The sequence below is a fragment of the Trichococcus pasteurii genome, assembly GCF_900112935.1.
Lineage (GTDB): Bacteria > Bacillota > Bacilli > Lactobacillales > Aerococcaceae > Trichococcus > Trichococcus pasteurii.
Genome location: NZ_FONM01000006.1, coordinates 77,397 through 98,198 on the forward strand (window position 1 = coordinate 77,397; position 20,802 = coordinate 98,198).

20 protein-coding genes and 1 other annotated feature (1 of these 21 cut by a window edge) are annotated in these 20,802 nt (G+C 44.7%); of the genes, 3 read left to right on the forward strand and 17 right to left on the reverse strand.

Features of this window, described 5'->3' with window-relative positions; genetic code table 11:
- Window positions 1-17: a binding site (T-box leader), on the reverse strand; it reaches 211 nt to the left of the window's first position.
- A 340-nt stretch (window positions 18-357) separates the two neighbouring features.
- From BM184_RS07175 to fic, 8 genes are all read right to left on the reverse strand, one after another.
- Window positions 358-1,104, reverse strand: coding sequence for an SDR family oxidoreductase (locus BM184_RS07175; protein WP_086942642.1), 747 nt, complete (start codon window positions 1,102-1,104; stop codon window positions 358-360).
- A gap of 371 nt (window positions 1,105-1,475) precedes the next feature.
- The gene (locus BM184_RS07180) at window positions 1,476-2,321 is read right to left on the reverse strand and encodes an alpha/beta fold hydrolase (RefSeq protein WP_086942641.1); all 846 of its coding nucleotides are present in this window, start codon (window positions 2,319-2,321) and stop codon (window positions 1,476-1,478) included.
- Window positions 2,322-2,348: 27 nt separating this feature from the next.
- The gene (locus BM184_RS07185; protein ID WP_086942640.1) at window positions 2,349-3,356 is read right to left on the reverse strand and encodes an NADP-dependent oxidoreductase; all 1,008 of its coding nucleotides are present in this window, start codon (window positions 3,354-3,356) and stop codon (window positions 2,349-2,351) included.
- Window positions 3,357-3,510: 154 nt separating this feature from the next.
- Window positions 3,511-4,092 (reverse strand): TetR/AcrR family transcriptional regulator, encoded by a 582-nt coding sequence (locus tag BM184_RS07190; protein ID WP_086942639.1) that lies wholly within the window; start codon window positions 4,090-4,092, stop codon window positions 3,511-3,513.
- 348 nt (window positions 4,093-4,440) lie between these two features.
- On the reverse strand, window positions 4,441-5,946 hold the full coding sequence (gene zwf, locus BM184_RS07195; RefSeq protein ID WP_245830669.1) for a glucose-6-phosphate dehydrogenase: 1,506 nt from the start codon (window positions 5,944-5,946) through the stop codon (window positions 4,441-4,443).
- A gap of 284 nt (window positions 5,947-6,230) precedes the next feature.
- Complete coding sequence (locus tag BM184_RS07200) at window positions 6,231-6,869, reverse strand: NAD(P)H-binding protein (RefSeq protein WP_086942637.1); 639 nt, start codon at window positions 6,867-6,869, stop codon at window positions 6,231-6,233.
- A 300-nt stretch (window positions 6,870-7,169) separates the two neighbouring features.
- Window positions 7,170-7,541 carry a nuclear transport factor 2 family protein gene (locus BM184_RS07205; protein WP_086942636.1) on the reverse strand — a complete coding sequence of 124 codons (372 nt, stop codon included), beginning with the start codon at window positions 7,539-7,541 and terminating at the stop codon, window positions 7,170-7,172.
- Window positions 7,542-7,983: 442 nt separating this feature from the next.
- Complete coding sequence (gene fic, locus BM184_RS07210) at window positions 7,984-8,586, reverse strand: protein adenylyltransferase Fic (RefSeq protein ID WP_086942635.1); 603 nt, start codon at window positions 8,584-8,586, stop codon at window positions 7,984-7,986.
- Window positions 8,587-8,779: 193 nt separating this feature from the next.
- Here fic and BM184_RS15525 point away from each other — a divergent pair, with 193 nt between their 5' ends.
- Together BM184_RS15525 and tnpB are read left to right on the forward strand one after the other, a co-directional pair.
- The gene (locus BM184_RS15525) at window positions 8,780-9,199 is read left to right on the forward strand and encodes a DUF1828 domain-containing protein (protein WP_245830667.1); all 420 of its coding nucleotides are present in this window, start codon (window positions 8,780-8,782) and stop codon (window positions 9,197-9,199) included.
- Window positions 9,200-10,074: 875 nt separating this feature from the next.
- Window positions 10,075-11,175: an IS200/IS605 family element RNA-guided endonuclease TnpB gene (tnpB, locus tag BM184_RS07225; protein ID WP_086942634.1), complete on the forward strand. Its 1,101-nt coding sequence runs from the start codon at window positions 10,075-10,077 to the stop codon at window positions 11,173-11,175.
- Between the two features lie 352 nt (window positions 11,176-11,527).
- Here the strand turns inward: tnpB and BM184_RS07230 are convergent, their stop codons facing one another.
- From BM184_RS07230 to BM184_RS07270, 9 genes are all read right to left on the reverse strand, one after another.
- Window positions 11,528-11,971: an Lrp/AsnC family transcriptional regulator gene (locus BM184_RS07230; RefSeq protein ID WP_086942633.1), complete on the reverse strand. Its 444-nt coding sequence runs from the start codon at window positions 11,969-11,971 to the stop codon at window positions 11,528-11,530.
- A 95-nt stretch (window positions 11,972-12,066) separates the two neighbouring features.
- Entirely contained in the window at window positions 12,067-13,263 is a 1,197-nt protein-coding gene (locus tag BM184_RS07235) for an MFS transporter (protein ID WP_086942632.1), read from the reverse strand.
- Window positions 13,264-13,275: 12 nt separating this feature from the next.
- Window positions 13,276-14,028, reverse strand: a complete 753-nt coding sequence (locus BM184_RS07240; RefSeq protein WP_086942631.1) for an amino acid ABC transporter ATP-binding protein — start codon at window positions 14,026-14,028, stop codon at window positions 13,276-13,278.
- Between the two features lie 27 nt (window positions 14,029-14,055).
- Window positions 14,056-15,027: an NAD(P)-dependent oxidoreductase gene (locus BM184_RS07245; RefSeq protein WP_086942630.1), complete on the reverse strand. Its 972-nt coding sequence runs from the start codon at window positions 15,025-15,027 to the stop codon at window positions 14,056-14,058.
- Window positions 15,028-15,037: 10 nt separating this feature from the next.
- Entirely contained in the window at window positions 15,038-16,258 is a 1,221-nt protein-coding gene (locus BM184_RS07250) for an aminotransferase-like domain-containing protein (RefSeq protein ID WP_086942629.1), read from the reverse strand.
- 13 nt (window positions 16,259-16,271) lie between these two features.
- Entirely contained in the window at window positions 16,272-17,018 is a 747-nt protein-coding gene (locus BM184_RS07255) for an amino acid ABC transporter ATP-binding protein (RefSeq protein ID WP_086942628.1), read from the reverse strand.
- On the reverse strand, window positions 17,015-17,725 hold the full coding sequence (locus tag BM184_RS07260) for an amino acid ABC transporter permease (protein WP_086942627.1): 711 nt from the start codon (window positions 17,723-17,725) through the stop codon (window positions 17,015-17,017). The genes BM184_RS07255 and BM184_RS07260 overlap by 4 nt, the downstream gene beginning before the upstream one ends.
- 15 nt (window positions 17,726-17,740) lie before the next feature.
- Complete coding sequence (locus BM184_RS07265) at window positions 17,741-18,562, reverse strand: transporter substrate-binding domain-containing protein (RefSeq protein WP_086942626.1); 822 nt, start codon at window positions 18,560-18,562, stop codon at window positions 17,741-17,743.
- Window positions 18,559-19,350 carry an amino acid ABC transporter permease gene (locus tag BM184_RS07270; protein ID WP_086942625.1) on the reverse strand — a complete coding sequence of 264 codons (792 nt, stop codon included), beginning with the start codon at window positions 19,348-19,350 and terminating at the stop codon, window positions 18,559-18,561. Before BM184_RS07270 ends, BM184_RS07265 begins: the two co-directional genes overlap by 4 nt.
- Before the next feature lie 671 nt (window positions 19,351-20,021).
- Between BM184_RS07270 and BM184_RS07275 the strand changes: the two genes are divergently transcribed.
- Entirely contained in the window at window positions 20,022-20,768 is a 747-nt protein-coding gene (locus BM184_RS07275) for an Ltp family lipoprotein (protein ID WP_086942624.1), read from the forward strand.
- The last annotated feature ends 34 nt before the right edge of the window (window positions 20,769-20,802 follow it).

Consider the following 20,802-nt stretch of genomic DNA (forward strand, 5'->3'; position numbering starts at 1 on the left):
CTCATCAAAGTTTCATATATTTTTAATAAATATACAAGAATGATGGATGGTTGTCAATTAATTTGTGAAATATTTTGTACTTACTTTCATTCTTGTGATTTGGGGTGGTGTGGGTTTTGGGGGTGGCTGTCTGTTCTTGCGCTGTCCTCCGGCCGAGCGGTTGTGCCCGGAGATACGGTACCGGTCACGTCGCTCTGCTCCGGCGGGGAAACTCTGGACGGAGAACAGATTCGTTTTCGACGCCCTCCTCCGGTTAAGCATTCCTTCACCGGAGGAGAGCTACCCGTTAACGTTCAAAATAAAAATCCGCTGCACCGAAATTGCACGGTGCAGCGGACTTACTATTCCTAATATTTATTACCAAGGTTGGATAGTCGGTCCGATCGTAAACTCGTTGACGTTGGTGTCCTCGGGCTGATCAATCGCGAAGGCGACCACATTGGCTACGCGATCTGGGCTGATGCCGTATTGTTTGTAGATGATTCCCATGTCTTTGGCGATCTTGTCGTCGCTGATGGTTTCCAGCAATTCCGTGTTGATTGCTGCCGGATAGATAGTGGCCGTTCTGATGTTGGTGCCTTCCATCGCCGATTCCATACGCAGCACTTCCATCAGGTCGCGGACCGCCCATTTAGTGGCGCCGTAAACGGCTCCGCCCGGATAGGCTTTAAGGCCCGCAACGGATGAGGTGGTGATCACATGCCCGGATTTCTGTTTCGTGAATTCCGGAAGGACCGCTTCGATTCCATTCAGAACGCCCTTGATGTTGACGTCCACCATCTGATGCCAGTCTTTCGATTTCAGCTTCGATAGCGGCGAATTCGGCATCACGCCGGCATTCAGGAAAATCACATCCACTTTGCCAAATTTTTCTTTTGCCAGATCAACCAGTTTTTTGTTGTCTTCGATTTTGGTGACATCCGTAACGTGGTAAACAGCCTCCCCGCCAGCCTGTATGATCTCGTCAGCCAATTTTCGCAATTTGTCTTCTCTGCGCGCTCCCAAAACCAACTTGGCTCCTTTGCTCGCCAACAGTCGGGCTGTCGCCTCGCCGATCCCTGAAGAAGCTCCCGTGATGATTACTACTTTGTCTTTGATTGCCATTATCTTCATCCTTTCCATTCTGACCCGGAGTATCAATAAAGAATCGAAAAACGGTTTATAGCATCTGACAACTGCTTGTCCTTTTTTATTATACCACCGGGTACCCGTTATAGGCTTACCAGAACCTTACTCCTTAACCTAGAGGTGAAGTCAAGGTTGAGCAATCGGAAATCCAGAAAATTTGACTAACTTCAGAATGTTTTTTCTCCGGTGAAGCGGCTTTGATCGGAGCTGGGATCTTGTTCGCTGGCTGTTCTCCTGTTAACCGACCTACACCGGAGAACAGCCCCGGTATTTCAGCTCTCCTCCGGCCAGCAGTCCTTCACCGGAGGAGAGCCCTCCAAACTCTCTATGCAAAACCTCACCACATGCTACTTCCCCAAAAATTCTATCACTTCTTTTGTGAATTCTTCATGGTATTGGAAGATTGCGCCATGACCGGCATCTTCATAAATCACAAGTTTACTGTTTGGGAGGCGTTGAACCAGATCATAGGAGTTCTCGGTCGGTACCATCCGGTCAGCTTCACCATTAACGACAAGAGTCGGATGGGTTATTTTTGACAGATCCGCCGGCTTTGACTTCCCCCAGTCATGGATTGCTCTCAGTTGTGCATGATAGCCTTTTAGACTTATCATTTTGTCTCGATCATGTTTCCGTTCCTTAATTCTTGCCAGGAATTCTTTTGCTTTTCTTTTGCCGGTTGCGGTATTAGTAAAGAATAAATATGTTTTTACATCTTTTAATGTGAAAATGGCCCGCACTAAATCCTGATTGGAAATTTTTGCTACATCCTCAATCCCTTTTCCACCACGAGGACCGGTTCCGGTTAATATTACTTTTCTTATTAGAGTTGGTTCCAGTTCCAAGAGTTCTTGAGCGATCATCCCGCCCATCGAAAGGGACAGAATATCGATCTGACTAAACCCCAGTGCTTTAATAAAAGCTATCGCATCTTCGGCCATTTCTTTTATCGTACCCGGCACTTGTCCACTGGATAAGCCTACACCTTTGTTATCGAACGTAATCACCCAATGCTGTTTTGCGATGCCGTCAATTATTCTTGGATCCCAGTTATCGAGATTCGCTGATAGATGCGTGAAGAAAACAATGGGAATCCCTGTTTTTCCCCCTAACTCACGGTACGCATACGTTATTCCGTTAGCCGATCGGATACTTTTGTTTGGTGCATGAATATACGTCTCGCTTTCGTGCATACTTGTACGCCCTCCTCTTTGTTTTAATCAATCTGAAACCTTGATGACAACTTTCCCTTTTGGATGTCCACTCGCTACCAGACGCAAGGCTTCATTTACTTGATTTAGCGTAAATTCAGTCGAATCGATAGCCGGGATAATATTATTTTCTTCAATGATTTTTGATATTTCTTCCAGCTGTGAACCATCGGAACGAACAAATATAAAGCGATACTCAACGCCATGCTTTTTAGCTTTTCGATCAAATTTAGCTCCCGCCAGAGCGAACAGCAGTTGTTTCCACTTTGGAAATCCATGGTCTTTTGCAAACTGTTTATTTGTACCTGTCCGCAGGCTCAACAGTCTTCCTCCGGGTTTGATTATCGACAATTCCCGATCAAATTCAGCAGCCCCGAGTGTATCAATGACAAAATCCACTCCCTTTAAAATTTCCCAATAATTTTCTTTCGTGTAATCAATGTATTGAGTGGCACCGGCAGCGAGAATCTGTTCACGAGACGAGGGATTCCCCGACACAATGACCTTCAGTCCCATGGCTTTAGCTATGGGAACAGCCATTTGTCCAAAACTCCCTGATCCACCTGGAATGAAAACCGTTTGCCCGGCTTTAGCATTCAGTTCTTCATGCAATCCTTGATAAGCTGTCAGCCCAGTTAAAGGAGCAGCAGCCCCTGTAACAAAGTCGAGATTCTTGGGCAAATGCCATATCGCTTTAGCATCCACCGCGACGTATTCAGCAAAAGCTCCTATTTTGTCCAACGGAAGTCGCGTATAAATCGCATCGCCTTTCTTGAATTGTGAAACAAGTTTACCCACCTCAGAAACGACCCCAGTCAACTCATTGCCAATCGTTAGAGGCATTTCGTAATCTTGAATTAGTTTAACGCTTCCCGTGATGTTCAGTATTTCCAAATGATTGACAGCGGCTACCTTTACTTTCACTAAAACTTCGTGATCACTAATCTCTGGAATAGGAATTTCTACAATTTGAGCTTCAATTTTTTTCGAGTATTTCTTAATTTGAACTGCTTTCATATTCACATCTCCTTTATTTTACATACTAATGATGACTCCATTCGAGAACGATCATTCTCAAAAGAGCCAAAAAAAATGGATGTTCGGTGATTACAAATTTTCTGGAATCGGATAAATTTGACCCCTTCATCCAAATTCATAATCACCATCAACATTAATCATTTTTCAATATCGATAGCGTCATATCGATCGTTGAATCGAACTCTTTAGGATTGGCTGTCATTTTCACTAATACTCTGACGCCAATAAGCGCATTATGGATATAGCGTGCGAGTTCATTGATGTCGAATGAACTTGCAACTTCCCCTCTTGCTTGTCCTCTAATCAATAAATCCGCTATCAAATTTTCAGTCTGCTTGAAAGCTGTTTTGATTCTTTGAGACACTTCATCATCAAGCAAAGACAACTCTACTGCCGTGTTGACCATTAAACATCCCTTCGGATAGGTACTATCAGAGTAGACGGCCAGTTCAAATATTTTTCTGATGGATTCGACAGTGGTCATCTCTTCTGTTATTTGTTTCCTGATTTGAGCAGCGACAAGCGATTCATAGCGTTCCAAAGTTTGTACAAAAAGAGAATGCTTATCTCCAAACGTATCGTATAAACTCCTGCGATGGATCCCCATCTGATCCACCAAATCCTGGATTGAAGTTTTTTCATAACCTTGTTTCCAAAATATTTCCATCGCTTTATCCAAAGCTTCTTCCTCATTAAATTCTTTACTTCTAGCCAAATTATTTCATCCTTTCAAAATCCTAATCCATTTTTAGAATGAACGTTCTCAATACACAATACCACTTCACAATTGATCAGTAAAGAAAATCAGCTTACCGAAAACCACAAAAAGGAGTGCTCAACTGGTTGGTGAGCACTCCTCTGATATTTGGTGAAACTCTTTTGCTTCGCTGTTCTCCGATGAAGCGGCTTTGGTCGGAGTTGGGATTCCGTTCGTTATGCTGTTCTCCGGTTGACCGGTCCACACCGGAGAACCGCCCCGTTATCTTCACTCTTCGCCTGCCAGCAGCCCCTCCCCGGAGGAAAGTCCGCCCCAGTCACAGTACGCAAGAATGCAAAACCGGATCTACCCCTCCAGCAAACCGCGCTCGCGGTACCATTCATCCGGTCTCCAGGCCCAAGCATGGTTTTCTTTTTTCAACAGATCAAATGCTGCTTTTGGTCCCATTGTCCGTGCTGCATACTTCGGAATTTCTTCATTGTCGCGATCCCACGTTTCGCGGATCGCATCGACGATTCTCCAGGATTGCGCGACTTCTTCCCAACGCGCAAAGTTGGTTGCATCGCCCAAAATCACATCATAGGTCAGACGTTCATACGCTTCTGGCGTATTCTCCATCATTTCGCTGTCATGGCGGTACTCCAATTTGATCGGCTGCGTATTGAATCCTTGGCCGATTTCTTTCCGGTTCATGGTCAAAGCAAAGCCTTCCGTTGGCTGGATATAGATGGTCAGATCGTTTGCCGGGACACCTTTCTCAGCATCAAACGGGTTGACCGGAACTTTTTTGAAAACGATATTGACGCGCGTCCCTTTTTCCGTCAGGCGTTTTCCGGTGCGCACATAAAATGGCACTCCGTTCCAACGCGGATTGTCCACCATGAATTTGCCGGCTACAAACGTTTCTGTCCTCGAATCGCTTGCTACATTCGGCTCTTCTTGATACCCAACAAATCCCTCATCACCCAAACGACCTGCCGCATACTGCCCTCTGACGAAGTTTTCGCGGACTTCTTCCGGCGAATAGACACGCACATCATTCAGTGCTTTGATTTTGGCTGTCTGGATATTCGCATCGGATACAGCGGCTAACGGCTCCATCGCCAGCAAGGACAACACCTGCAGAATGTGATTTTGGACCATATCTTTTAAAGCACCGCTGTGATCATAGTAGCCACCGCGCTCTTCCACACCCAATTCCTCGGCAAACGTAATCTGAACATTTTCGATGTACTCACGATTCCACGAGGGTTCAAGGAACGGATTCGTCAAACGAACGGCCAAAATATTCTGGATCATCTCTTTGCCCAAATAGTGGTCGATCCTGAAAATATCCTCTTCCGGGAACACTTTTGTGATTTGATCATTCAATTGCTCAGCTGATGCATAATCCATCCCGAAAGGCTTTTCGATGACGACACGGTTGAAGCCTTTGTCCGTCACAATCTGCTGCCCTTTCAGATGCGTCACGATCGGTCCGAAAAATTGCGGAGCCATCGCCAGATAGTACATCCGGTTCTGATCCAAATCATATTGGGCATCCAATCTGTCAGCCAAATCTTTGAGATGAACGTAATGTTCCACATCGGAAACATCATGCGCACGATAATAAAAGTGGCTTAAAAAAGCAGCTTTTTCCGCTTCTGTCGGTTGGAATGATTGAATCGATTCTGAAACCACATCCCGAAAATGCTCGTCGCTCCACTCCCTTCTGGCAGTCCCGATCACTGCGAAACGTTCTGCCAACGCACCGCTTCGGAACAATCGGAAAAATGAAGGATATAACTTTCTTTGGGCTAAATCACCTGTCGCGCCGAATAATACAATCAATACTGGATTTGTTTTTACCACTTTATCGCCTCCTACGTTACTTAATAACTCCATAATACCATGATTAGCGCAAAGTTCCTTCACTCTTAGAGAATTTGAGCACCGGAAAAACCAAAAACTTTAATATTTCGTTCGGATTTTCGGGTTTGGTCATTTTTCTCCGGCGAGGCAGTCCTTGCCGGAGAACAGCACAGCTTTTCGTTGCGTTCTCCGGTATAGCGATCCTCGCCGGAGATCAACTTCCGCTTTCCCGTCCTAACTCCGGCGAGGCGCCTCCCGCCGAAGTTACTGCTTCGTATCTACTTTCAGTAAAACGATGGTTTCGGAAAATCTGTGTTGGGTTCGCTGACGCCCAGACTTTCGTTTGAATAGACAGCCGGATTTTCGATGATGTCCATGATCAACCGCGCGACTGCTTGGCGGGACACTTGCGCGCCTATGAATGATTCCCCTTTTTGACTGAGTGTGTATCTTTCGTTGCCTTCCTGGTTATAAAGCCACGTCAAGCGCAGCAATGTAAAATCAATCCCGGATTCCTCAATGATTTTCGCCGACTCTTTGTGGCGGTTTGTTCCCGTGCGGCCGACCATTCTGGCATTCCATTTCCCGAACTCGCCGATCACTTCGTCATAAATCCCAAGAATCGTGGCCGCGATTATTTTGGCAACGCCGGATTTTTTGGCGGCATCCACAATCGTTTGGGTAGCTTCCGGAGAATTCATGTCATTCAGATAAACAATCTCTACTCCTTCCATGACTTCCAACAACTTAGCGGAATCGTTGAAATCCCCGTCGATGATTGTGATTCGGCTTGGGTCACTGTTGGCGATTCGTCTGTTCGCATTGCGGGCATACAGTACCAATTCTGCATCGGTTTCCTGCAACAATCTGTTAGTTAACATTTTTGAGATTTGTCCTGCGGCTCCTAAAATCAATATTTTCATGTCAAAAACCCCTTTTCTTCTATTCGATATCCTTAGTGTAGACCCTGAAGTTCACTCCAAGTCAATTGCAAACTTTTTTGATATGGTTGTTCGTTTTATACGTATGCCGTAAAATCCAGCTGATTTTTGCATTGTATAAAGAAAAAAACACCTCCTGAAATAATAATCAGGAAGTGCTGTTCTTAGTCATGTTCTACTTCTTTCATATGGGCAGGCAGGGCAAGAAATACTACAACCAATAAAACGCTGATCATCATCGCAGGCGGATAGATATTAAAATTGTACAAAGTGCAACAAGCTCTAATACGTGCTCGCCTCTTGCCGAACAATAATCCATTCCCCGTTCCGCTTTTCAAAATAATTTTTGACCTGTAGTCTCCAAGTGTGCCGTGAACCATAGATGCGCGCATCCACTCTGCTTTGACCAATGAAACTGGCTTTATTGCCCTCGATCTTGAGGTCCTTGATGTTCTCTTCTTTGGTTGAATAATAGCGCATCTGTTCGCTGCTGATTTGTGCGAACCATTCGTCTTTTGTCTGGTCATATCCCGTCATATGGACAAGATGCATGCCATCTGCAAGAATCCGATCCAGCTTGTCTATATCTTTGGCAACCATCGCTTGATTCACTGCGCGGTACAATTCAATAATTTGTTGTTCATCCATTTTCATGTCCTCTTCTCCTGTTTCTATAGTCGTCAAATCTTTATGATTAGTGCAAGTATAGGACTTGGAGTTGGCTCCAAGTCAAGAGTAAATAATCAGGTCCATTTTTGATATAACGAGGCTGCTGGTATTGGCTAAACTCCCCACTTCCTGTTTAAAGAAACATGCGAATTAGCTTAAGGGAAGTCGGATTAATTACAAAAAACAAACAGAAACGTTAGCTTTTCAACGTTTCTGCTTGTTTTTTGTATTCGGATTTTGGGGTTTCCTCATTTTTCACCGGTGAGGCGGTTCTTGCCGGAGAACAGGACTGTCTGACGGAGTCTCTTCCGGTCAAACAGTCCTCGCCGGAGATCAGCTTCCGCTTTCCCGTCCATCTCCGGCGAGGAGGCCTTCATCGGAGATGAGGACACATACTCCTTTATAAAAAAATTTTTTCGCTACACCTTTATAAATCATCAGTAGTATATTCTGCATATCCCTCGTAATAATAACTGACATCGATACCTTTCAAATAAACTTCCCTATCATCAATTGACGTAGTCAAGGCATTATTGATCAAGTATCTGATTTCCAAGTCATTGACAGGGCTTCGTTCCATGGCTGAAAGATAATTATCTTTGTCGATCAGGTTCCAATCTACAACTTTCCCCAGTTCTTTCTTTAGAATCAAATCCAACCAGATGCGTGTACTGCGTCCATTTCCTTCACGAAAAGGGTGCACAATATTCATTTCAACATATTTCGCTACAATTTCCTCGATAGTGGCTTGTGGCATACTATCAATGTGATTCAAAGAAACTTCCAAGTACATGACGGGTGCAAATCTGATGTTTCCCTTCGAAACATTCACGGTGCGGGTCTTTCCCGCAAAGTCATAAATATCATCAAACAAATAGTTATGAATATCTGCCAAACCTTTGTATGTACCGATTTCCAGATCATTGATATCGCCAGAATCATAGAAACGTTTAGCGTTAGCTTTACTGATTCGTTCTTCCGCTTTCGCCAACTCAATTTGATTCGTGATTCCCAACTTGTTATCTAACATGGCAAAGCTCCTTTACATAAACATATGCTGTTTCATTTGATAACACTATTGTAGCTTATCGTCGTCAGTTTGTAGTCTCTATTCAAAAAACTGATCCTTTATTTGAAGCAAAATCTCATTTATGTTATATAATGAAATTAATATAAAAAAACAACACTACCAATGACATAGAAAATGAAAGGAGTCGAACAATATGCCCAACTCATCCCAACAGTTGATCAGTGATTACGTGGACTGGTTCAAAAACAAATATTCAATCAAACAACTGGAAAATGCTGATGAGATTGTCACTTCTTTTATTAACCATTTAAATGATCAAATCAGATTATACATTGAATTAAAAGCAAACAACACGATCCGAATTTCTGATGATGGAAATACCTTCAATGAACTTGCAATGTATGGCTTGGAAATCAAGACTGATACGCGTCAAAAATTAATTCATAATACCTTATCCAACTTCGAAATCCAGTTGGACGATGACATTTTATACGTTGAAGCAACCATAAAAGATTTTCCATTGAAAAAACATAATCTTATCCAAGGAATTTTGCGCATCTATGATATGATTCTCCTCTCGAAGCCAAACAGTATTTATTCGATAATGAGTTAGGCGGTAATTTTGATATCAAAATGACTGGAGATTCTGGGCTAGAGCATCAAATAGATTACAGTCTCGGCCCTACAAAATCCCGGCCTGAAATATTGATACAGTTAGTTCATCAACAATCTATCGTTCAGGGACGTTACAACAGTAAGCTTCATATATGATGATCTGAACAAAAAAAGAAAACCAATAAGAACCAAGTTCGCTATATTTTGGTCGCAAATGATATTGATAACAAGATTCCGGATAAAGCCATCAAAGCAGCTCAAGCGTTAGAGCTTGATATTCAGCCTTGGTAAAAAAAAGAAGAGCTATTGAAATTGAAACAGCTCCATAAAACATCAGTTACTCTGAAGAAAAAAATCCCTAAACGTTATTAATTCAACGTTTGGGGATTTTTTAGAATTTTCCAAATGGACATTTCAGGCTGCATCACATTGAGTCAAAGCCGACAAGCTTTCGTTGTTTGCAGACGGCTTCATCCGCGACATATTTCAATACCGTTTTGAACTCCTAGTGAGTCTCATTTTTAGTAAAAGTACTAAAGTTGCGATTATATTTTCCCATTATTCGCTCTGACTTTTCTTTATCATTCATGCAAATTCTCCTCCAATATTTCATGAGAATGCTGTTTCGGTAAAACTAGATTCAGGTTATCCATATTTTCCAATACGTCTCAAATCCTATTTGATAGTAACTATTATTTCAATCGATTCACCAAAATGTTATTTGATTATTGCGAAAGTTCCTTTGAATTTGAAACAAGCGCTGTCGCATTCTCGTGACTTCAATCGTTAGTTAGGCACCAAAGGTTTTCCCTTACTTCACATTTTACGAACACAAGTTCGGTGTTGTATAATGAAGACAAGGAGGTGAGTATCATGCTGAAAGCCTATGAGTTTCGTTTGTACCCCAATCAGAAACAGAAAATCTATTTCGCAAATTGTTTTGGCTCCGCAAGATTTGTCTACAATCAGATGTTGGCTGACCGAAAAGAAATTTATGAAACCTACAAAGGAGATAAAGAACTGCTGAAAAGCATCAAGCCGAGGACCTACACGTCCTTCAAAGAAGAATTTCCGTTCCTGAAAGAAGTGGACAACCTGGCCTTAGCAAATGCCAGCCAAAACCTAAATAAGGCCTACCAGAACTTCTTCCGCAACAAAGCCGTCGGTCATCCCAAATTCAAAGCCAAACATAAATCGAAAGCGTCCTACACCACTAACAATCAGGGCGGCAATATCCGTATCGAAGACGGAAAGATTAAACTCCCAAAAATCGGCTTCGTATCAATCAAACAGCACCGGAATTTTGATGGGCTAATCAAATCCTGTACCATTTCCATGAACAAGGCCGGCAATTATTTCATTTCCATTTTGGTGGAACAGGAAACGCCCGAATGGTTGCCAGCAGAACACAAAATTGGCATCGATCTCGGCATTTCGGATTTCGCCATCACCACAAATGATTCTGGGGAATCCGTGAAATATGCGAACCCGAAATGTCTGTCCCTGTCTGAAAAGAAAGTCAAGAAAGCCCAACGCGCTTTGTCCCGCAAGCAAAAAGGCAGCAAGAACCGGGAAAAGGCACGCATAGCACTGGCAAAAAAACACGAAAAGATTGCGAACCAACGCAAGGACTTCCTGCACAAACTCTCCAACCAAATCACGGACGAAAACCAAGTCATCGTGATCGAGACGCTGCGGAGTTCGAATATGATGAAGAACCACAAACTTGCGAAAGCGATCGGGGACGTCAGTTGGTCCGAATTTTGCAGGCAGTTGGGATACAAAGCCGAATGGAAAGGCCGGACGCTCATCAAGGCGGACAGATTCTACCCATCCACCCAACTCTGTTCCGCCTGCGGACACCGAGACAGTAAGAAAGCTCCGCATATCCGCTACTGGACCTGTCCAACTTGCGGCACATTCCATGACCGGGACATCAATGCCAGCAAGAACCTCTTGGCTTTGGCCAAGTAAAAGAAAACACATGAGGCAGGTACTGCCTTTTGAGCCTACCCATATCCATTCCCTCTGCCTGCAAAGACATACGCAGGTAAGGAAGGAGTTCGTAGGAAGCGCGCGACTTTAGTCGTGAGTAGTTCACCAAAAACTGTCTAAAGTTGAATACTCTTTGTATGCTAATTCAGATGAGAATGCAAATAAATAATTGTAATAGAGCCTATTTTTATAAGACTGGCTTAGGGAAGAACAGCCTGTTTTTTTGTTTTGGTTCCTCCGGCCAGCCGGCCGCTCCCCGGAGGTACGGAACCCCCACGCCACAGACAAAAAATAAGCAAAAACGCCGAAATATAAATCTCGGCGTTTTTGCTTATTCGTTTATTTGGATCTGAAGGCCACGCGGACCGACATTTGTTGAAAAGACTATGTGCGTTTTGGTATCGCCAAAGCGTTGCAGGTCAGTGATGAATTCATCAAGTTCGATTGTGTTGGAAAAGTAGACCTTCAATAACATCGAGTAATCACCCGTGATGCAATCGCATTCCACGACATTGGGGATTTCTTCGATGTAGCGGTAAAAATCTTTTTTGTCCTTTGCAGGGACCGCACAATTCACATAGGCTTTAATCAAAAAGCCCAATTTCTGATGGTCAAGAACAGCTTGATACGTGCGAATATACCCAAGACCTTCCAAATTCTGCAAACGCACGGATACGGAAGGAGACGAAATGAAACACTCTTCAGCAATTTGTTTGACAGTGATCCTGCTGTTTTTTTGCATAATATTCAAAATTTTCCGATCTAATACATCCATAATGGCCCCTCCATCCTAACAATTCTCATCATTTTCTTAATTTTAGTAAGAAATGAAAAGAGTTGCAAGGTTGGGCTCACAGGATGTGTTACCTTTCATGACATTTGTTTCTTCTTCCTGCCATCAAACAGAAGGTAAACAAACAGAGCGGTTATCCCGAATCCTCCACAAAAGAGGTACATGACTTGAAACCCGAACACACTGGCAATGACGCCCCAAAGCATTGCACCGCCGCCGTACGCCACATCCAGAGCAGCCGAGAAAATCGCGATCGCGCGTCCGCGTTCCTGATCGGAAATACTTTGCAAAACAATCGTATTCATGACCGGCAACAAACTGGCAAACCCGATTCCATACATCACTGCCGCTAAAAGAAGATGGACAAGATCATCGGCAAAAGCAAGCAGTCCGAACGCTGCACTGATGCTCAATATGCTGCCGCAAATCAAGAACGTTTGATTGACGCGCTTCAACATTTGGGGGAAGAGAAACCGGATCAGAACCGTGACGACCGTCATCACTGTAAAGTAGTAGCCGGCTCCGCTTATTTTCTTTTCGATTGCAAACTGGGCGATAAATGCGATCACACCGGAATTCGCAAAGCAAATCAAAAACATGATCAAACTCGGAAAAGTCACGCCTCGATTCTTCATGACGGTCAACGCTTCAGCCGCTCCGCCCTTCGTCTTTGGCTTTTCTCCGAAAAAAAGCGTTCTTGGCGATTCTGTACTTAGAAAAAAGCTTAATACAAAAGCGACACTTGTCAACAAAAGCGCCACCCGAAACAAGGCCGCAAATCCGGATGTTTCCACCACCGCCACTCCCAGCAAAGGTCCGATTGCGCCAGGGACTGCTTGGGCGATGCTGAAGTAGCCCAGGCCGACAGATAACTGTTCCTTTGGAATCAAATCCGCCGCCATCGTCGCTGCGCTTGTCGCTTGGATACTGTTGCCGATGCCTTGGATCAAACGCAAACAAAACAGCATCAAGAGCGTCTGCAGCACATTCAACAAGGCGAAATCAATGAACAGAATCGCCAAACCGATCGTGAGCAACAGCCTGCGACCATATCGGTCCAATAATATTCCGATCGGCAAGCGGAAAAATAAAGCCGAAATGCCTAAAATTCCTATGATGCTTCCGGCAACCGCTTTAGACCCACCCAAGGCAGTCACATAGAGGGGCAACGTTCCCATTTGGGTCGTGATTGCCGTCATCGCCAAAAACGTGATGCTGTTCACCAAGAGGAAATCCTTGGTCCAAAGCTTACTTTTAACTTCCGTATATTCCACGCGACATCCCTCTCAGACTGCTGTTTTGAAACGGACTTGCATCAAAAATTGTTTTGTCCGCTCTTGTTTGGGATCATCAAAAACCTCCGCTGGCGTTCCTGCTTCAACGACCACGCCATCAGCCATGAAGACAACTTTATCCGCCACTTCTTGTGCGAACTGCATCTCATGGGTCACGATGATCATCGTTTGACCCGTGTCAGCCAATTGCCTCATCACATTCAGCACATCTCCGACAAGTTCCGGATCAAGGGCCGATGTGGGTTCATCGAACAACAGAAGTTCTGGAGACAGCGCCATCGCACGGGCAATTCCGACCCGTTGCTGCTGCCCACCGGATAGTTGGATCGGATACATCCCTGCTTTGTCCGCCATCCCAACCTTTTCCAGGACAGAAGTGGCAATCGTTTCTGCCAGCTTTTTGGGGACTTTGCGGGGTGTGACCAATCCTTCCATCACATTTTGCAGCACAGTCATATGGCTGAACAGTTCATAGGATTGAAAAACCATCGCTGTTTTTCTGGCAATTTCCCGGCTCTGATGCGAACCGATACGGCTGAGATCATAGCGAAGGTCGCCAAGTTCATACATGCCTGCATCCGGCCGTTCCAAGAGATTCAAACAACGCAAGAAGGTGGTTTTGCCGGAGCCGCTCGGGCCGATAATGCAGACAACTTCGCCTTTATTGATGGTCAAACCTACGTTTTTCAATATTTCATTCTTACCGAAACTTTTTTTCAGTCCACTTATTTGCGCCTGGATCATCTTCATCTCCTCCTTCTTTTTTGGTTCTCAAAGTGAGATCGTATTCCGGCAACTTCCTGCTATTATGATATCCCGCGCATTGGTCAACGAGGTCTCAACAATTTCTTGTACCGCCAATTCGGTATGGTAAGCGATATGCGGTGTGATCATGACATTCGGGATGGCCATCAAGCGGGAATAATAAGGGTTCTTTTCCCAACCGACGGAAAAATATTTTTCCTCGTCTTCCAACGCATCCAAGGCTGCACCAGCCAGTTTTCCGGTTGCCAAAGCTTGGATCAGCGCTTCGGTATCGACAATTTTTCCGCGCGCCGTATTCACAAGGCAACTTCCGGGTTTCATTTTAGCAAAAGTTTCCTCTGAAAATAGATAAGTGGATTCTTCAGATAAAGGGATATGTATGGACAGAACATCTGATTCTTTCAGCAGTTCCTCAAAAGAAACATAGCTGACTTTCCCTTTCAAGTCAGGATTTTCATTCGAACTTGAGGCGATCACGCGTCCGCCCAAAGTATGGATGCCCTCAGCGACCACAGAACCGATCCGTCCCGTCCCCAGGATTCCGACCGTCACATCCTGCAATTCCCGCCCGATTGCTGCTTTTCGGGATGAGTTTGTTTGCAGCACGGTTGGAATATTCCGCAGCACCATCAAAATCGACATGATCGCAAAATGACCGACTGAAGTGGGACTGTAGGAAGGAACGTTCGTCACTGTCAATCCATATTTTTCCGCCCATTCGAAGTTGACGCCATCCACGCCGGTCGATTTGACCGACAATTGGTGAATGCCTTGCTCCCGCAACTTGCGGTAGAGCAACTCACTTTGGCGCATTTCCGGACTCGGATACAGGCAGACCCCATCATGCGGGCCGGCGAAATGGACATTTTCGCTGGATATGCCTTCATTAATGATGGTCACGGGTATTTTGTTGCTGAAACTCCAACGCTTGATGAATTTTTCTTCGTCAGCACTGACCCCATAATAAATCAATCTCATAGTATCCTCCTCAAATCACTTGTTTATACGATGCTGGTGTCGCTTGTTTCAAAGCTTCACCGATTACTTTTACGCCGTCCACGATTTCCGAAAGTGTAGGTTTGGTGAAATTCAAACGGAAATAATGTTCGTACCCCTCTTGCGCCACGCTCATCACATTCCCAGGGATAACGGCGACCTTGGCTTCGTCCAATGCCGTATAGAATGTTTCCGGATCCAATTCATCCGCCATTTTGCAGCAGATGAAATAGCCGCCAGTCGGTTTGATGAACTGGATTTTGTCTTCAGGCAATGCTTCAAGACCCGCAATCATTGCTTCAAATTTTCCTTTATAATACAGCTTCAACTCCGAGACATGTTCTTCAAATTGATGATTCTGCATGAATTCCGCCAGCATCACTTGCCAGTAAAAATTGGTGTGGGAATCAGATACTTGCTTGGCCAAAGCCAGTTTTTCCATGATTTCATCAGGCGCCATAATGAAGCCTAACCGTGCGCTGGGTGCCAAAATTTTGGAGAACGAACCCGCGTACATGACGCGCCCATCCGTATCCATCTCCTTCAGCTTCATGATCGGCTCCCCGTAGTACAGGAGATCGCCATAAGGGTCATCTTCGAAAATCAGCACATCATATTTTTGGGCCAAACTGTAAATCGCTTGGCGTTTTTCCAGAGGAATCGATGTCCCCAATGGATTTTGGAACGTGGGAATGAGGTAGATGAACTTGATGCGTTGGTCGAAACGCAGCAGTTCTTCCAGTGCTTCCAAATCGACGGATTCTTCTGCGACGTTCATCGGGATTGGTATGGGAATGGCTCCGTAGCCTTTGATTGCATTCACCGCCCCTGAAAAGGTTTGTTCTTCGCAGAGCACGACGTCTCCCTCGTTACACAAAACTTTCACGGCGATATCCATTGCTTGGGTGGAACCCGATGTAATCAGCACCTGTTCCTCATTCTGCAGATTGGCGGTTGTCGCCAGCCTTTCCTTGACCAGCTTGCGCAGCAAGGGATAGCCTTCTGAGGCACCATATTGCAAAAATGTTTCCGGATCGACTTCCGTGTACAATTTTTGGGAAATTTTTTGGAGGGTCTCCATTGGAAAAGCTTCAACCGGCGGAAAGCCGTAAGCAAATGAGATCACATCTTTGAGTTCCATGTTTTTACTTGCATTTTCCCTTAAAGGAGATGTTTTCAATTCCTTGATACGATTTGCGAAACGATATGCCATCTGATTTCCTCCTCTATCTAGCCATTTGAGATGTGAAACGGGCCAAAAAGGCTTTGGTCCGCTCTTCTTTCGTTTGTTCAAACACTTCCTTAGGACTTCCTTGTTCGACCACCAGGCCGTTTTCCATAAAGACGATTTTGTCCGAGACTTCATAAGCGAATTTCATCTCATGCGTCACCAGCACCATCGTTGCGCCGGTTTCTGCGATGTCCCGCAGAAGCGTCAGCGTTTGCCCGACCAATTCCGGGTCCAACGCTGAAGTTGGTTCATCGAACAGTATCACTTTGGGATTCAGCGCCAACGCCCGCGCAATCCCGATCCTTTGCTGTTGGCCGCCGGATAATTGGCTGGGATAAAAATCTTTGCGTTCAGTCAGGCCCACCTGTTCCAACAAAGCATCCGCCATTTCATACGCTTCCTGCTTCGTCCTTTTTTTCGTCAGCATCAGCGGCATGACAATATTTTCGCGCGCTGTCTTGTTCTGGAACAACGCATAATTCTGAAAGACCATCGCGGTTTGGCGTTGGTGCGCCAAAATCTCTTTCGGATTGGCTTTATTTACGATCGTTTCGGTTTCTCCCAGGAGAATGCTGCCTTCATCCGCCCGTTCCAAAAAGTTCAGGCAGCGGAGAAAGGTTGTTTTGCCGGAACCGCTTGGCCCCAGAAGCGTGACCACTTCTCCTTTGGCGACATCCATATCGATGCCTTTGAGGACTTCCTGTTTACCGAAGCGCTTGTGGATATTGCGTACTTCCATCATACAATCGCCCTCCTCAATTTACGGGTCATGCGCTCTTCGAGAAGTTGCGCACCTTTTTCGATTACTAAACTGATTCCCCAATAGATGACCGCAACCGCCACATAGGCTTCCAGGAAGCGGTAGTTTTGCTGGGCTGTGATTTTTGCAGCTGCGAACACATCGACGACACTGACCATCGAGGCTAAGGACGAAGCCTTAACCAAGCTGATCAACAGATTGCTGAACATCGGTAATGAAATTGGGATTGCTTGCGGCAACAGAACCCGGCGGATCGTTTGAAGGTTGGTCATGCCCATCGATTTGGCGGCATCGAACTGCCCTTTTTTGATTGCCGCAAAGGCTCCGCGGAAAATCTCGCTGCTGTTGATCGTGGCCAACAGACTCAATGCGGAAATGGCGATCCATACCATGTTGAAATCTCTGAACCGCAGCGACCAATTCATGGATTCCGACCAAACATCAAACTGTTTGGAAGCGACCAGGTACAGAGCGAGAATGATCAATACCATCGGAATGCCTTTCAGCAAAGTGACCACCACTTGGAAAAATTGGCTCAGCCCTTTGATGCGATAAAGCCGGATCAGCGCTATCCCTAACCCTAAAATAACGCCGATGGCTATCGCTGTGATGGCCATGAATAATGTTGTGCCAATGTATTGGCTTGCTACTTTCAATGATTGGATCATCACCTCAAATTTAAAACTCATGGCCCTCATCCTTTCTTATTCTGGCACATAATCACCGTCTAAGTATTCTTCGGAAAGTTCCTTGATGGTTCCATCCGCTTTCAGTTCCTCTAATGCTGTATTCACGGCATCGATCAAAGCCTGATCGGTTTGTTTATTGAAGAGCAAGTAAGCATCCGAATTGTGGACTGGTTCGCTTCCGATCGCTAAGTTTTCGTCAAAGGATTTATTCCAGTTATCCACTTGATATTTTGGTGCCAAAGATGCATCCACTGCGCCTGAGGTAATCGCTTGAACGATCTGTTCGTTGTTGTATTCGCCATAAATCAATTCAAAAGCACCGGGGTTTTCTTCTAAATACGTTTCAGCCATTGCAGCCTGGTTCGTCGCAGTTGTGGCGTAAACTTTTTTCCCGGCAAGATCATCGAAGGTCTCATAAACCGTTCCTGCATCCGGATCCGAAACAATATATGTATCCCAAACCACGTAACCGACATCCCCGTATACAAATTTCTCTTGGCGCTCTGCGTTCACTTCAAGTTCAAAAGCTGCCATCTGAACCTTATCGCTCTCTAAATTTGACAAGGTTGTCGGGAAGTCCGCTCCTTCAAAAGTGAACGTGTAATCCGTCAGTTTTTCATCAATGGCTTTCACTACGGCGACATCATAGCCATCATATTCGCCATTCTCATCCAAATACGCATACGGAAGTGCTGAATTCCCTGTCCCCACTTTAACCTCTGTCGCTCCGCTGTCTGCCGCTGCGCTCTCGGTTTCAGCTGAGCCGCTGCCACATCCAGCCAAGATAACCCCTGCCATCAATAAACTTGTTCCGAATCCCAATGTTGTCTTTTTCATAATAATTCCTCCTTCAAATTTGTCTCGATTTTTTGAACCTTTTTCAGTTGGACCTTTTTATTTTTAAACAGTAATAATCTTGGCAGTTGGAACGCCGATTTTTTTACTTCTGTGAAATCCATCCGTTTCTCCAACACGTCAAAGACTCTTTCAAGAACAATGCTCAAGGTTATGAACAGAATTGCCGCGCCTACGTAGCCTTCCAACGTATGGAAGGTCACAGCCCCAATGGCCCGCGCTTTCCCTACCACATCCACTATCCCGATCGTAAATGCTAACGAGGTATCCTGCAGTAACGCGACCGTGGTTGTACCGAATGATGGTAACGCCACGACAACAACTTGCGGAAGAATGACCCGCAGGTACATTTGCGACTTCGTCAATCCACAAGCGATGCTGGCTTCTTTCTGCGTGGTAGGTACACTCAAGATTGCGGCCCTAATGGTTTCTGATTGAAACGCTGCGGTATTCAATCCGTACGTAATGTAGATGAAAATAAGTTTGTCCCATGATGACACATCAATCTGAATCGCCTGTAAGAGGCTGGGTACACCGTAATAAACGATGTATAACTGGACAAGAATCGGTGTCCCGCGAATGAAGGAAACAAATATTGCGGCTAGTTGATTCAATATCGGTATTTTTTCCACCCGTATGAACGCAATAAAACTTCCCAACACCAAGCCTACAAGAGTCGCAATGCCTACGATCAACAAGGTCACGGGCAACGCACTGAGAATTTTAGGTAAATATTCCCATACTAAATCCCAACTAAAGAAACTTGACATTTTATTCCCTCCTCCCACATTTCGTTAAATTCATTACTGTCAGAACTTTCTGAACTTCTTGAATTTCCAATAGAATACCTTACGACCAGCTGCTTCCACAATATGTAGCGACTTCTTGATACTTTAATTCGTAAATATCGTGCTTTTGATTATGAAAATAAAAAATGAAGCGCAACCATGGTTATTTTATTTTGTGGGGAAATCTGAGACAGATTGCTTCCGTCGTGGGGCAACCGGAGGAGAGCGGGCTCGTTTTTTAGCTCTTCTCCGGTTGCCAGGTCCTCGCTGGAAATCAGATACCGCCTGAGCCGCCCTCCTCCGGTTGGGCGGTCCTCATCGGAGGTGACGGCCTATTTTCGGTGTTGACCTCCGGACGGATGGTGCTTGGCCGGAAGTCCGTTCCCACTCATTGTTATGCGGGTTAGAGAGAACAGCATTTATGCGCTTTGCATTATCACGGAAAAGATCCCTGTCCGGATACTTGGAAAGGCTATTGAAGTCGTATTTGATTTGTAATGAATCGAATTATATATTTACTACAAATAAAATATTTTATTTTGTCCGCAATATTTATCGTTTATTAGAGTATAATGATAATAACGGCAAGTGGTCTGCCGTTGGACGTTGCTTTTCTCTATACGGAACCGAAAAATATGAGGGGGTAAAAAGAAATGAAAACGATTGGTAAATGGATTGGCGGCCTGACGATTTTCAGTATTTTAATTGCTTTATTTTCAATGATTTCACCTATTATTTTAGTTATTGGAGGACTTGGCATTTGGTACTATACAAAGAAAGAACCGAATCCTCAAAAAATGAAAATCTCTGTAGTAGCTACGGTTATCGGCCTATTCGGCTGCATTATCTTGCTCGGTTCCGGCGGATCTGATTCCGAATCCAGCGCTGATAATAATGCCAATACTTCAACGGCTAAACAAACAGAGAAAGCTGAAGTTGCTGAACCAGAAACCGCTTCTTCCGAGAGCGTTATTGCTGAAGTTGCTGCACCAGAGGCCGCTTCTTCTGAGAGCGTTGTTGTTGAAGAACCTAGTATCGTTGAAGAGCCAGTAGCGACTGTACCAAGCGAACCTGTTGTAGCGTCAGCTCCAGCTCCTGCTGCTCCTGAAGTTTCAAGAGAATTTAGAAATGCACTAGGTAGCGCAAATGACTACCTTAATTTTACGAGTTTTTCTAAATCTGGGCTTTATGACCAACTGATATATGAAGGATTTCCTGAAGATGCAGTACAATACGCTGTCGATAATGTGGTAACGGATTGGAATGCGAATGCTCTTCAAACAGCTATTGATTATTTAGACTTCTCTTCGTTCTCCGATCAAGGTTTGTATGATCAATTGATTTACGAAGGTTACTCGGCAGAACAAGCGCAATATGCAATTGATAATTTACCTGGGTAAATAAAAGAACCCCACGCTTCGAAAAATTCAAAAA